At 52.4% G+C, this 13,295-nt stretch carries 17 protein-coding genes; all 17 read left to right on the top strand.

The window, feature by feature from the left end; genetic code table 11:
- The first annotated feature begins 2 nt into the window (after window positions 1-2).
- The 17 genes from BLV48_RS00215 (at window position 3) to BLV48_RS00140 (ending at window position 13,291) form a co-directional block, all read left to right on the top strand.
- Complete coding sequence (locus tag BLV48_RS00215) at window positions 3-680, top strand: phage adaptor protein (protein WP_091821227.1); 678 nt, start codon at window positions 3-5, stop codon at window positions 678-680.
- A 50-nt stretch (window positions 681-730) separates the two neighbouring features.
- Window positions 731-1,147: a phage tail fiber protein gene (locus BLV48_RS00210; protein WP_091821223.1), complete on the top strand. Its 417-nt coding sequence runs from the start codon at window positions 731-733 to the stop codon at window positions 1,145-1,147.
- Between the two features lie 10 nt (window positions 1,148-1,157).
- Entirely contained in the window at window positions 1,158-2,612 is a 1,455-nt protein-coding gene (locus BLV48_RS00205; protein ID WP_091821220.1) for a hypothetical protein, read from the top strand.
- Window positions 2,609-2,911: a phage fiber-tail adaptor protein gene (locus BLV48_RS00200; RefSeq protein WP_091821217.1), complete on the top strand. Its 303-nt coding sequence runs from the start codon at window positions 2,609-2,611 to the stop codon at window positions 2,909-2,911. The genes BLV48_RS00205 and BLV48_RS00200 overlap by 4 nt, the downstream gene beginning before the upstream one ends.
- Complete coding sequence (locus BLV48_RS00195) at window positions 2,911-3,276, top strand: hypothetical protein (RefSeq protein WP_091821214.1); 366 nt, start codon at window positions 2,911-2,913, stop codon at window positions 3,274-3,276. Before BLV48_RS00200 ends, BLV48_RS00195 begins: the two co-directional genes overlap by 1 nt.
- A complete protein-coding gene (locus tag BLV48_RS00190; RefSeq protein WP_091821211.1) occupies window positions 3,273-4,511 on the top strand; it encodes a WD40 repeat domain-containing protein in 1,239 nt (412 codons plus the stop codon). Before BLV48_RS00195 ends, BLV48_RS00190 begins: the two co-directional genes overlap by 4 nt.
- Before the next feature lies 1 nt (window position 4,512).
- Window positions 4,513-5,673 (top strand): WD40 repeat domain-containing protein, encoded by a 1,161-nt coding sequence (locus BLV48_RS00185; RefSeq protein ID WP_091821207.1) that lies wholly within the window; start codon window positions 4,513-4,515, stop codon window positions 5,671-5,673.
- A 2-nt stretch (window positions 5,674-5,675) separates the two neighbouring features.
- Window positions 5,676-6,113 (top strand): hypothetical protein, encoded by a 438-nt coding sequence (locus BLV48_RS00180; RefSeq protein WP_091821204.1) that lies wholly within the window; start codon window positions 5,676-5,678, stop codon window positions 6,111-6,113.
- Window positions 6,114-6,124: 11 nt separating this feature from the next.
- Entirely contained in the window at window positions 6,125-7,729 is a 1,605-nt protein-coding gene (locus BLV48_RS00175; RefSeq protein ID WP_091821201.1) for a hypothetical protein, read from the top strand.
- Window positions 7,729-9,369, top strand: coding sequence for a phage tail tip fiber protein (locus tag BLV48_RS00170; protein ID WP_091821197.1), 1,641 nt, complete (start codon window positions 7,729-7,731; stop codon window positions 9,367-9,369). The genes BLV48_RS00175 and BLV48_RS00170 overlap by 1 nt, the downstream gene beginning before the upstream one ends.
- Entirely contained in the window at window positions 9,366-9,710 is a 345-nt protein-coding gene (locus tag BLV48_RS18910) for a hypothetical protein (protein WP_175527524.1), read from the top strand. The genes BLV48_RS00170 and BLV48_RS18910 overlap by 4 nt, the downstream gene beginning before the upstream one ends.
- Entirely contained in the window at window positions 9,694-10,011 is a 318-nt protein-coding gene (locus BLV48_RS18905) for a DUF4376 domain-containing protein (protein ID WP_175527523.1), read from the top strand. The genes BLV48_RS18910 and BLV48_RS18905 overlap by 17 nt, the downstream gene beginning before the upstream one ends.
- A 94-nt stretch (window positions 10,012-10,105) precedes the next feature.
- Complete coding sequence (locus BLV48_RS00160; protein WP_091821191.1) at window positions 10,106-10,561, top strand: hypothetical protein; 456 nt, start codon at window positions 10,106-10,108, stop codon at window positions 10,559-10,561.
- A gap of 4 nt (window positions 10,562-10,565) precedes the next feature.
- The gene (locus BLV48_RS00155) at window positions 10,566-11,237 is read left to right on the top strand and encodes a hypothetical protein (protein WP_091821187.1); all 672 of its coding nucleotides are present in this window, start codon (window positions 10,566-10,568) and stop codon (window positions 11,235-11,237) included.
- An 11-nt stretch (window positions 11,238-11,248) separates the two neighbouring features.
- On the top strand, window positions 11,249-11,746 hold the full coding sequence (locus tag BLV48_RS00150; protein ID WP_175527522.1) for a hypothetical protein: 498 nt from the start codon (window positions 11,249-11,251) through the stop codon (window positions 11,744-11,746).
- 10 nt (window positions 11,747-11,756) lie between these two features.
- Complete coding sequence (locus tag BLV48_RS00145) at window positions 11,757-12,017, top strand: bacteriocin (RefSeq protein WP_139253855.1); 261 nt, start codon at window positions 11,757-11,759, stop codon at window positions 12,015-12,017.
- On the top strand, window positions 12,017-13,291 hold the full coding sequence (locus BLV48_RS00140) for a hypothetical protein (RefSeq protein ID WP_091821181.1): 1,275 nt from the start codon (window positions 12,017-12,019) through the stop codon (window positions 13,289-13,291). The genes BLV48_RS00145 and BLV48_RS00140 overlap by 1 nt, the downstream gene beginning before the upstream one ends.
- The last annotated feature ends 4 nt before the right edge of the window (window positions 13,292-13,295 follow it).

The following is a 13,295-nucleotide window of genomic DNA, read 5'->3' as shown; positions in this document are numbered from 1 at the left end:
TGATGGCAGCAACTACGACCGTGAAAAACATCATTGATCAGCGGGTAAAAGTTGTGTTGCAAGAGCTGGCGCCGGATGGAATACGTTGGACCAATGCAGAGCTGCTGTGTTGGTTGAATGAATCATATCAGGTGATCGTTGGCCTGCGCCCAGATTCTGCTGCTGTGAATCAAAGCATTGAGCTTAACGCGGGTACTAAGCAGGCCATTCCGGACAAAGGCATGCGTTTGCTGGATGTGGTACGTAATTTGTCAGAAAGCGGTATGGCGATTTTGGTCTGTGATCGTCGGCAGCTGGATATGACAGTGCGTAACTGGCATGGCGAGAAAGAGTCGGATGAAATTGAGCATTTCGTTTTTGATGAAATGGACCCCCGCCACTTTTACGTTTACCCGCCTGCCGCCGAAGGAACGCGTGTAGAGATTATTTACTCAGCTGTCCCTCCTCCTCACGGTGACTACGAAACCAACAAGGGTGACGTGATCAGGCTGGATGACAGCTATGCCCCCGCCATTGTTGATTACATTTTGTATCGAGCCTTCGCAAAGGATGCTGACTTCGCCGGTAATGCCAACCGTTCGGCTATGCATTACAACGCGTTCAATACGCAACTAGGTGGAAAAGGGCGAATGGATATGAGCGGGTCACCCAATGCGGGCGGAGTAGCCCGCACCGCGTAGTTTCTTATCACTAGCTAAACGAAAGATTTTAAATCAGGAGAGTATTAATTATGCCAGGCTCAGCTTCCGATTACCTTGAAAATGCATTGATCAATGCGACTCTTCGAGGCGCGGCATTCCCAACTCCCAGCTCATTGTATTTGGCTCTTTTTACTGCGGACCCTACTGATGCGAATGTCGTCGCAAATGAGGAGACGGGACAGTGGTATGTGCGCCAAGACTTGGCGGGTGGTGGCCCCATCAACTCGGCTTTTACAGCGCCATCAAACGGCGTGACGTCTAACGCCAAGGTTGTCACCTTTGCGCCTGTTACCGATGCGCAGACAACCATTACCCATTATGGCATCTACGATGCTTCTTCGGGTGGTAACTTGCTGATCCATGGCCCGATGACTACGGCCAAGACGCTGCTGATCGACGACGTACTATCGTTTGCTATCGGCGCTTTGCAGATTGCGGCTACCTGAGGACTGACCAGTGGCGCTCAATAGTACCGCCATTAACGGATCGTCACTGAACGGTGGCGGTTCGTCCTATTTCAAGGATGGAGCAGCGGCCGCGGTGCTTGGCCTTGCTGCATCCGCATATATTTCCGTTATTCAGCCCGCGGCAGGTCAGGCGACCATTGCCACCGCGTCGCATGACGTGTCGATGCGTGTTGAAACAAATGGCTACGGACAAACGCTCACTGATCTTGAGGTGAGTGGTGGTGGCACTCGTTGGGTAAAACCGATTGGAGCTGGCGCCGTATGCATTGATACAAGCTGCACAGCGGCTGTGACTCGATACATGGCAGGCGTTGCGCAAGCCGGGATAAATGCCAGCGGTCGTGGTCGTGTTGCCACATGGGGCTATGGTGATGCGGTTCAGCTGCATCTCACTCCGACTGCAGAGGGTACGCGGCGAGTACCTGCGCTCGGGTCACAGGTGCGGACTTCGATTTCAACGGATTCTGCAGTAGGCAGTAAGGTTCATTACACCCATGTTGGGGCTGCTTTGGGGATGGCGTGTACTGCGCGCCAAACGGTTACGCAGTCTGGTTCTATCGAACATGCTCAATTTGGATTTGTGTCGCTTTCAGCAGGCGGGATTCGTCCTGAAGATGCGTATATCAGCCTGACGGCAAGCGGTAGCGGTAACCCGATCATTGGCTACCGGGGCAGGGCTGAAGTTGCAGTTACAGGTACTGCCCGGCAGATGGTGTTGTCCGATGCCAAAGGCGCGGCAGTGCTTTCCATTGATTCTGTAGCACAGCCGGCGATCAATGGCATACATGAAGCCACAGCGACTGGGTCATTTGGAAAGGTGGTTGCGTCCGATGACGCACGCGTGCGCACGAATGTACATGGCCTGGCAGACTTTGGCTTTGGGAGTACGGCGAGGGCGTGGACACGGCTATACGTTGCAGCAAAAACGACAGTCGGTTTCAGTGCTGATCCTTTGTTGTGGAACATTGCGTCGCTTGCTGACGCGGTTACAGCCTTTGATTTCAGTGCTTCTGTTGCAGGCCCTACCCGCACGCGGCTATCGAAGGGGATCGCTTCGTTCAGCGTAGATAGCTTTGAATATTCAACGATCATTCGCGGTTATCGAGCAGATGGCGCTTGCGTGCTTTCTGGTGTTGGCGCTGGGCAAACCTCTCGCGGCTTTAGGGCTGTGTCTGAGATTTCATTATCTCCCGAAACTGGGTGGATAAACGTCTACCGAAGAGTGGATACGGGCATGCAGCACGCCGGTTATGCGTTCAGCTCTTTGTCACAGCCTTTCACTGTTCGCCATATGGCTGCGTTCAGCGGGCTTGAGCTACTGACTGCAAGGGCGGAGCCTGGCTCCAACCTGAGTAGGCCCGCGCCAGAATTCCGTACATTCATTGTCCCTGGCTACATTACCGAATTTGCTGTGCCCGATGATGACAGGAGGTTTGTCGCGTGAATATAGGCTCTATTACGAAGCAACCAGCTGAAGTGCTGGATTACGACATCGATTTTAGCGAGTGGCTTAGGGCCGGAGATACGCTGCAGACGATCAATGTTGATATTACTCGATTGGATGGGGTTGCCATCAGCACGGATGATCTGGCTACCAAGTATGTGATTAACAGTACGCCGATTGCCAAAATCTGGCTCGAAAAAGGTCTAGGCGGGCAGTCATATAAGGTTGAGGTTACGACCACAACGCGTGAGGGTCGTACAAAGCAGGTTGAGCTTCGCGCACGGGTGAGAGATTACTGATGGCTATCAAGTTGCTCAACAATAAATCTATTCGGTTGGCAATGCCGCTGGCTGTTGGTGGTACCACGCTATTTCTGCAAGCGGGTGAAGGTGCCCAGTTTCCGGCCCTTGGGGCGAGTGACTATTTCTACCTGACGCTCATTGAGGTCACGAATGGGCAGGAGACTGATTGGGAGGTTGTTAAAGTCACGGCGGTGCTCGGCGATGAACTGACAATTGAGCGTGAGCAGGACAATACTACTGCGCGTGAGTGGTCGGTGAATACGCGGGGTGAGGCGCGGGTTAACGCGGGCCTGCTGGTTGAGTTGGTGGGTAGCCAGCTGGGCGATGTAGCTGCTGTGCTTGATGGGGTGCTTGGTGTATGACTATCGCTAATAGGCTGCAGACGCTCGCGGACGTGAAAACGGGAATAAAGACCGCTTTGACTGATAGAGGGGTGGACCTTTCTGGAATTCCGTTTACGCAGTACCCAGCTGTTATAGCTGACCTTCCCCGGGGTGGTGAAGTTGTTGGCCAGTTGGTATATAACACTTTGGAAATGTATGCGTTTAATGGCCTGCCTGAGTATGCGTCTGATAAATATTTAGTGTGTGACGGTAGTCTTATTAGCGCAGCTGAATGGCCTGAACTGGCCGCAGTTCTTAAAACAAAAAATTTTGACACTATAAACAGTACCATTCTCCGTGATTCAAGAGCCGTATCGTTTTCGCCAGATGGCAACTACCTGGCCGTTGGGTACAGCGTAGCGCCATATTTAGTTATTTATGATACAACTACTTGGGAGCCGGTGGCTGACGGACCCTCGTCTCAGAATTATGTGGCCGATGTAATTTTCTCACCCGACGGTGCTTTACTTATCGTCGCTCACTCAGGCACGGGGCGTTTAAAACAGTTCTCTACAGTTGACTGGTCAGATCAGACTGTCCTTACGGCTGTTAATGTTGTTTCTGGTTTTAATTTTAGCGACACGCATTTTTTCTATAAAGAGGGTAACACCCTGCGCGCCCGGACTTACCCTTCGTTTGACTTTGCGTTTAATGTCGCCCTCGGATCAAACCGTCTAGCCGTTGACCCTACAGGCAGTTATTTTCTTATTACCTCTAGCTCTGGTGCTGAGGGATATGGGCTTTATGACGCGACTGATGGTACGCTGGTTAGCGATGGTGCAGGCACTATTAATTTAGTGAAAGGTGCGTGTTTTAGCCCAGATGGCCTGCATTTCTTCACTGTGGATTCGAGTAATTATCTCCGTAAATATCTGGTCAGTGACCGCTCTGAGGTCGCTGTTATAGGCCCTCTACCTTACTACGTAGGTTCTGACGCAATAAAAGGATTTGGGGATTTCTTGCTGGCAGGAAATCACATTATTTCCTTGGCTGATATGAGTCATACAGTTTTTGGTGAGGTTACGATGAGCCAGTATGGAGGAGCTATTTCAGATGATGGCGCTTTCGTCGCGTTGGCTTCTAATAGTGGTAGTTTGGCGTATGGCCCTTTGTGGGCGCCGGATGGTTATTTGGTACTGCCGAATCTTGAAGCTACTTACCCCAGTGTTAGCGGTTCTACGGGCTACAAGCCATTAATAGTAGCGAGGGTTTAGTATGACGGCGAAGGTAGGGGATATCATTGCAGGTATCTCGGGTGTTTTACCTGGCACGCTTCCGGCGGATGGTTCGCTTATTAATGCCGATGCGTACCCCGCGCTGGCTCGTGTTTTCTCGGATGCTGGGCAGGAAGGGCTTGCACAGCTCCCGTTCACTGAGGCCGTTAATGGTGTTTGGGGAGCTAGTGATTACCACCGGGCGACTGTTTTCAGTCCTGATGGTATGTATTTAGCGTGTGGCCATAATAACTATGGGCGCTTGGCTATCCGTCGTGTTAACGATTGGTCTACTGTTGATCATGGCATAGTCCCTACTTCTGCTGTTTATGGTATCGCGTTTAGTCCGGATTCCAGCCTCATGGCGTATTGCACGTCGGCCTATACCGATATCATAAGCACCGCAGATTGGAGTCAGGTTGTTCGCCTAACAAATGAGTTTGGCCATCAGGTTAAGGGCAATAAGATACGATTTAGCAATGACGGTTCGCGTGTATATATCGCCTATTCGTCATCGCCATATTTCAGGGCATTCGACACCGCTACTTGGGCTGAGGTTGCGGGATCTAATATTACCGGACACTCCGTTATATCTTTTTCCGAGTCGCCGGATGGTAGTAAGATTGCTACGGTATCATCGTCTGCCCCACGTATTTTTGTATATAACTCGGCTGATTTCTCTGCCGTCAGTTTTGGTAGCAGCTTTACCATTGGTGGTACACCGACGGATGTTGCGTTTACCCCGGATGGGTCGGTTGTGTCAGTTGCTACCACCTCATACCCTTACTTGTACCAGCTAGACGCTTCTGCGTGGACGCTTCTACCTTCTGTTAACACTATTGGCACTAACTCCATAAGATCAATTGCGTATACGGCAGACGGCAGTTTTTTAATCGCCACCACCCAGTACGGGGATACGTACCGCATTTATGACGCCTCCTCGTTAACCCTTTTGCATTCCAGCGGAGGTGTTTCATCGTATTCATGCGATATACACCCAGACGGGGATTACGCGGTAGTTGGTTTCAGCGGGTCCCCGGGATACCGTGTTTTTAGTAACAACATAGTTATCGCTGGTGTGCTCCAGCTGCCAGATTTGCCCGCGCTATCTCTTGGTAATTCACAGCTGGCGCGGCCATTGATTCGAGTAGAAGAGGTGTAGTTATGGGTATTTGGTATGGGCTAGACGGTAATAAAGTATTCACCGGTGAGGCCCGTGAATTTATGTTCCGTGACCCAGTCCCGCGAAATTTTGTTAACGTGCCGCCTCCACAAGGTGACGGGTTCCACGTATGGGATGGAAGGAAATGGTTTACAGTGTCTGAATACCCTGATCCTAATTTAGCATATGAATCTGAAAGTGTTCGATGGCCACTAAAAGACTTTCGGATGCGGTTTACTCCTAATGAAAAAATCGCGCTTTATCAAGCAGCTGAAACCAATATTATGATTAAGGTTTTTATTGACGATCTTGCTGCTACGCCGGTTGTTGCACAAGATGATCCTGACCTGAATAAGGGTGTTGCTTATGTTGTTGCTCAAGGGATCATAACTATTGAGCGAGCGCGGAAAATTCTCGATAACCCCGAATTCTCACTTTAAGGCATTGCGAGATGGCCGCCATTCAAATTAGTGCATTTAACTCTGCACTACCGGGTATTACACCGAGACGAATCCAGCCTGGCTTTGCTCAGTATGCACGCAATGCCGATACGTCACTCCAATCTTTGCAGGCGATGAAAGGCTTGCGTGATTCAGGTATTACAACAGGCCGAACAAACCCGAAGACTGTCTACAAGTATGCAAACGGCCAGTGGCTCGCCTTTGCTGACGAGGTGGATGTTGTGCGGTCACCGATTATCGATGATGCATGGGAACGGATTTATTGGTGCGGTGGCGGGTATGCGCATCCCATGATGGCGTCGATCAGCACGGCCACAGCAGGCAGCATGCCATATCCAAGATCTGGACTAAGGTTGGGTGTGCCTGCGCCTGAATCCCCCCCGGCCGCCACACCGGATTCTGACAGAGGGGAAGAGCCGATTACGGCTGTAACGGCTGTTTATGTGTTCACTTTTGTTACGGCGTACGACGAAGAAGGACCGCCCAGCCCACCAAGCAATCCTGTTGTGCGATGGGATGCGGATGATGAAGGAAGTGTTGGCGGTGTGCTGGTCACTATTCCCGGTGGGTTAACCGCAGCAACGGACATACGAACAATCCGGATATATCGCGCCGAGTCTGGATCGTTTCAGTATGTTGCTGATGTGCCTTACGGCTCAACAAGTTATATCGATAACATATTGAGCGCCGAGCTCGGTATCGCATGCCCGTCTATCGACTGGGACCCGCCTGCTGAAAACATGTCCGGCATAGGGTATTCACCTGGCGGGGCACTGTACGGCTTCTACGATAATGTTCTGACCTTCAGTGAAGCCGGTAGGCCACATGCGTGGCCGATTGGGTACCGCCTGTCATTACAGGATGACATCGTTGCCGTTGCTGAGACAACGGCAGGCCTGCTGGTCACTACCAAAGGGGCGCCGGTGATTGTGACCGGCTCTAGCCCGTCCGCCATGTCGGCGGTACGCATTGACGATAACCGGGCCTGCGTCAGTAAGCGCTCAATGGTGGACATGGGTGAGTTTGCCATTTATGCCAGCCCGGACGGGTTGGTAGCTGTGTCCAGCTCTGGCGCCCAGCTGATCACCAGCAAGGTATTTTCAGAGAAGGAATGGCAGGCACTGAATCCGGCAACCATCCATGCCTATCGTGTCGGTGCCAGTTATGTGGCGTTCTACGATAACGGCACGCCTGGCAGCTTTGTATTCTCACCGGAACGGGGCGTTACCTTCTGCAGCGAATACGCTCATGGTGGCTACTATGATCGCCACACAGACACCCTGTGCGTGTCGCTTGGGTCAACGCTAAAGGAGTGGGACAAAGGTGCTCAGGCTGCTTACCTGTGGCGATCCGGCATCTTTGAGGTACAGACCGGTCGCACTGGCTTCACTTGCGGCAAAGTCATTGCCGATGGACCGACCATGCTGCGACTGATTGGCGACGGTCAAACTGCGTTTGAATACACCGTACCAAACGGCAGCATGTTCAGGTTGCCGGCCGGTTATAACCGTGTCCGAGAATGGCAGATTGAACTGGAAGGTACCGCCGAAGTATTCAGCGTGCAGATCGCTCAGTCACCGGAGGAACTGGTTTGATGAAAAGAGGGCTTCCCAACGTCCCGAATAGCCAAGACAGGCAACAGCTCCAGTTCCAGCAGGCGATCAAGGAGCTAGTTGAAATTGGGGAGGGTGTCCGTGGCGACCCGCTGGACCGTAAGGTAACGCTCAGGGACTTGCTCGGATCAGGCATTGCGCGGATCAAGCCGGGGATGCGCCCCGGTGACGCTGGTAATATTCTGCCGGGCATCGATGGTAAGCCTGACATGTCGACGCCACCAAAACCAAGCGGAGTGGTGGCTACGCCGGGGCTCGGGACGATATTCATTACATGGGATTCGCCTCGTTACAGCAATCATGGCTACGCGAGAATATATCGAGCGGGTGAGGATAACTTCGCAAACGCGGCGGTTATCGGCACAGCCGCTGGGACGATGTATGTCGACAACCTTCACGGCAGCGAAATAGATGATGAAACCGGGGAGGCTCGCACATACTTTTACTGGGTGGTATTTGTCTCAGAACAGGGCGTTGAGGGGCCGCCTCACGACACCAATGGGGTTTCTGCTGCACCTGCGATGGACCCGGAGTATGTCTTAAAATTGCTGGAAGGGCGCCTGACGGAAAGCCAGCTTCACGAAGACCTTACTACGCGGCTGACCGAAACAGACGAAACCATAATCGAACAAAAGAAGAAAATCGACGGGCTGTCGGCCAGTTACACGGTCAAGATTGACGCCAATGGCCGAGTGGCTGGGTATGGCCTGTCGTCTGAACCGAATAAGGCAGGCAGTAACACCAGTCGATTTATTATCAACGCAGATCAGTTTGGCATTTTTCACCCATCTGCATCACAACAGCTTGTCTTCGGTGTGTTTAATGGAAAAACCGTCATGGATGGCGCGTACATTAGAAACGGCACCATCGGCACAGCCCAGATTGGCGACGCTGCTATTAATAGCGCCAAGATCGCGGACGGGTCAATTCAGTCTGCAAAGATAGGTGACGCACAAATTGGATCTGCAAAACTTGCCAATATCATACAATCGGACAACTATTCTGCCACCAAGGGATGGGCGATCTATCGAAACGGAATCGCGTATTTCAGGGATATTTATGCAAGGGGTGATATAGAGGCTTCGAGCCTAAAAGCAAATTCTCTTGATATTGTGGGTGAGGGCCACATAAAAGACTTGTCTGTGAGCACGTTAAAAATAAAAGGCCAAGCTGTAACAATACCAAGCGGGGCATATTATCTTAATAAAGTGTACGTAGGAAACCCTGCCAGCCCTGGCCAGCTTGGGTTTAGTAATTTCGTTCGTGTTGGAACGGCTTATAGGCTTGCGTCGCTCTACGTAAATAGTGAAAACGGGCGAGCATTTATTAACTTTCTCGGTTGGTTTAGGCCTGCTGACTTCATGGACAATGGTGAGCCTGCACGTTATAACCCCGCGCATTTCACCCTTGAGGTTAGACGGGGTAACACTGTTGTTCAGAGTAAGACTTACTCAACGTCGCAATACGGGCAGTCTTCTATAGGCTGGGGAACTCTGTTCATGTCTTGGATAGACGAGAGCCCTGGCAACATCACACAGGAATACTCAGTATGGATATATGCCCCAACCAATGGGGCATATGTCCAAGAGCGGACCCTTACCGTTATAGGGCTGAAGCGATGAAGGGTTTGATTGGTACCGGTGGGCGTATCCTTGGGTATTTGCAAAATGTGGATGAGAAACTGTTGCGCAATTATTTGCAGCCCCCAGTGGTAGAAATTGTCGATATCGACCGTGTTCCTGATACGGATTCAGAGTATTGGGATGGTGGTCGCCTGGCAGGACGGAAAGATTATCAGCTTAACAGCCTTCCGCTCCCGTGCACTGTTTACATTGAAGGGCATGAGTATCGCTGTCATGAACAACCTGAGTTTGTTTTTGACGCGCCTGGTACTTACCAAATTTTTGTTGACGCTGGCCCGCAGTATCTTGAAAAGGTTTTTGAGTATGATTATCAGCCATAAATCACCGGACAAGAAAGAACGATTCAACGACGCACGCGATGCTCAGCTTAAGGATGGCATTGACTGGAATGGGTACCGGTTTCAGGTTGATGAACGCAGCCAGCTCAGAATTGCACGGCGTGCATTGAAGCTGATAAAGCGTCAGTTACTGGGCGAATCAATAGAGCCCTTCATCTGGCGCACAGCTGACAACGGATTCGTTACATTCTCAGCCAGCGAGTTTCTGCAGTTTGCTGACGCTGTTGATTCCCATGATGAAGGAATAATGGCAGCCGCGTGGGCTGGAAAAGATACAGCTTAGGCAGCGACCCCCCCTTAATTTCTACAGCCAACGCTGTAGTCTAAATATCCAATGACCCGGCACGCGTCCGGGTTTTTTGTGTTTGGAGTTAGCCATGCCCAGGTCTGATGAGCGTGAGTTTCTGAATAGCGTCCTTCAGGACTGTTCGCCGGCAGTATGTTTTTGCGAGCAGCTATTCCGTATATCGCAGGTACTGGATGATCTGATCGACAGAGATAAGCCGGTATCGGATGCCGCCATTACCGGTGCCTTCTGGATGGCGTTGATCGAACTGCCGGCGAACCCCTTTTACCGGCAGCATGAGCCTTACCTGCGGCCACTGATGGCGTCTGCTTTACAGGACTGGACGGATGCCACGGGCATGGAGCGAGCGGGTGACGAGCATGGAATGCATTTGGCTTTTGTGCTGCGCGACCAGCTGACGGCTGTAGTAATCCAGTGCGCGTACCTGATCGGTGGTTATGACTGGATGCAAAGTGTATCAGCGCAGATCCGGCGGCACTTCCATGAAGATTCCTTGAGCGACTACATAAACGACTTGAGAGGGTAAGCCTATGAGTGGCGGCGGCGGTGATAACAATATCGAGGATACTCCTGAGCAGAAGTATCTGGCCCAGGTAGCAGCCGAAAAGTGGAATTTTGCACAGGATAAGCTGGCACCACTGCAGAATGAATATATGCAGCAGGTCGAGCAGATGGATAGCCCAGGCCGTAAGGCCTACATCATGGGGCGAGCCAACCAAGGGACTCAGGCGGCAATAGGTCGAGGGGCGGAGCAGTTGGGCAATCAGGCTCAAGCGGCAGGGATTGATCCGTCATCCGGCAAATTCAAAGGAATGATGATGGATTCAACAGCTGAAGCTGCGAGCGCTGGAGGCGAAGTAGCGGCCAGAGCGATGGCTGAGCAGGACAATCAGAAAGTGGCAGGCCTGCAGAATGTGCTGGCAATCGGGAGTGGTCAGGATACGCGAGCGCTGGCGGGTCTCACTGATATGTCTTCACTTTCAGCACAGCAGGCTCGTGCAGACGCATATGGCGCGTTCAATCGCCGGGCATCGAACCTGAATACGGTTGGCACGCTGGCTGGCGCAGGTACGCGTTACTACATGAATCAGCCCGCGATGAAGTCTGCAGACCAGCTGGGCGGCATTGCCGATCAGCCGCTGGGTTCTGGCTTCGGCGGTGGCAATAACTTCGGCCTGGATATGAACCAGCGCTATTCGTGAGGTGATCGATCATGCTTGGACTAAATGGGATCAATTATCCATCTGTGACTGGGCAAAGCGATGTAGGCCCCGAGTTCTCGGGTCTGGCTCGCGTTGATCCCGGGCAAGCGTTCCGGGGTGATCAAGGTGCATCCAAGCTTCTTGGTCAGCTCTCACGGGCGCAGTGGGAGGACTGGAAGGCTCGATTTTCACCATATGTCGACCGGCTGACGGAAATCGCGACCGATGATCAGTTGGCCACACGGGCCAGCGACCAAGCTTATGCATCTGCGAACCAGATCAACAGCAACGCTCAGAACAGCCTGAAAATGAATCAAGCCAGCTATGGCCTACAGCTGGCGCCTGATGAACAGGCAGCACAGGACCGTAAATTTGCGCTGTCTGGTGCAGCGACTGCCGTGCAGTCAGCAAATGATGCCCGCGCAGGAGCAATCGATCTTCAGCAGTCAGTTTTGGCAGGCAACGCCGGCTTGAATCAGATCCCAGATAAAGTGCTGAACCAGATGTGAGGTGGTTGATATGAGCTATGGATTACTCGGTCTGAAGGACCATATGGAAGGGCAGGCAATTAATGCCTTCCGCGATCTATCTCAGGATCAGGAGCGAAACAAAATCGCTGAAGAGCAGATGGAGCAAGCGCAGAAATCTCAGCAGATGGGCATGGCCGGTACCGGCGCGGCTGTCGGGTGGGCAGCGGGTGCTCAAGCTGGCTCAGTGGGTGGTCCGTGGGGTGCTGCTATTGGTGCGGCTATCGGCTTTATTGCAGGGGAGTTGTTCTAATGGCGGGATTGGATACACGCGGCCTGGCCGATGGGTTCATGCGGGGCTTTTCGTTTGTGGACCGGTATTACGACAAGGAAGAACAGAAGCAACGACAGCAGACACTGGACGATGAGAACCGCCAGTACCGCAAACAAGAATTTGGGCTGCGGATGGACCAGTTCGAAGACAGAACGACCCGCCTGGACCGGCAGGAGGAACGGCAGACAAAACTGGATGCTGAGAATGCCGATTATCGCGGACGCATGCTGGGGCTGCAGGAAGCACAAGGGCAGCGTTCAGCAGAAGCGTTACGAATGCAAAAGGAAGAGCAGCAGCGTAAGCGGGATCTTGAGCGGATAGGGAGTATCTACCAGCGTCTGGCTATTGGTGGTGATGTTGGTGACGATGAGATGGGAGTTTTCGAGAACCAAAGCTATCAGCACTTGTCGCCCCTGCACCTGGCGAACCCTGCTGTGGGCCAGTCTATTCAGTACCTGACGGATGCCGCAAACAAAGGCGACCTGAACAACGATGACTCGGTACTGAAGTTCGCAAACAACCCCGAAGCCTTGGAGGCTTTCAATACCCTGTATGCCACTCAAATCAACAAGGGCGAAGGCGGCAAGAAGAGAATAGCGGCGGTATTGCCCGGCTTCGAGCCGGGGACGCTAGTGTTCGATCTGCAGGTGGAGCCAGAGAACGGCAAGCCTTACCGTGCGCCGATGACGGTTGGCCGTGACAGCAAAGGCCTGGATGTAATGCAGGTGTCACTGGGGGATATTGCCGAACAACTGGCTGGGTACCAGCAGATGGCTCAAATCACCAATACAGAAGAGTTTCGCGGCCGAGTGAAGCAGTACGGCAAGCTACATGGTTGGTTGCCGGCTGGGACAAGCGAATGGGCGCGCCTGAATGATGACGCCATATACAACAAGTCCGATGGCCAAGTTCGTGATCTTGGCGGCACGCCTGGTGGCGGCAAGGCCACAACCAAACAGCGTGAGTATCAAGAGATGCTGGAGCTTGGTGTGCCGGATAGTGTGGCGCGAGGTGTGGCCTATGGTACGCATAAGCTGATTTCTGATCCGGATTCGGGGTCTAGGGTGCTTGTTGATATTGCCTCCGGTGATGTGGTTGGTTCGTTCAAGCCGGTTGATCCAAACAATGAATTTGGTGCCGTGGAGTGGGTGTCGAACGTTCAGCAAAACAACTCACAGCAAGGGCAGCCAAACCCACAGCAAACAGCACCCGCTGTAGACCTCTATCTAAATAAATTCGGTTTTGGAAGGTGATGTT

The organism is Marinobacterium iners DSM 11526 (assembly GCF_900107855.1).
Taxonomy (GTDB): Bacteria; Pseudomonadota; Gammaproteobacteria; order Pseudomonadales; family Balneatricaceae; genus Marinobacterium; species Marinobacterium iners.
This window is presented reverse-complemented; position numbering and strand designations above follow the sequence as displayed.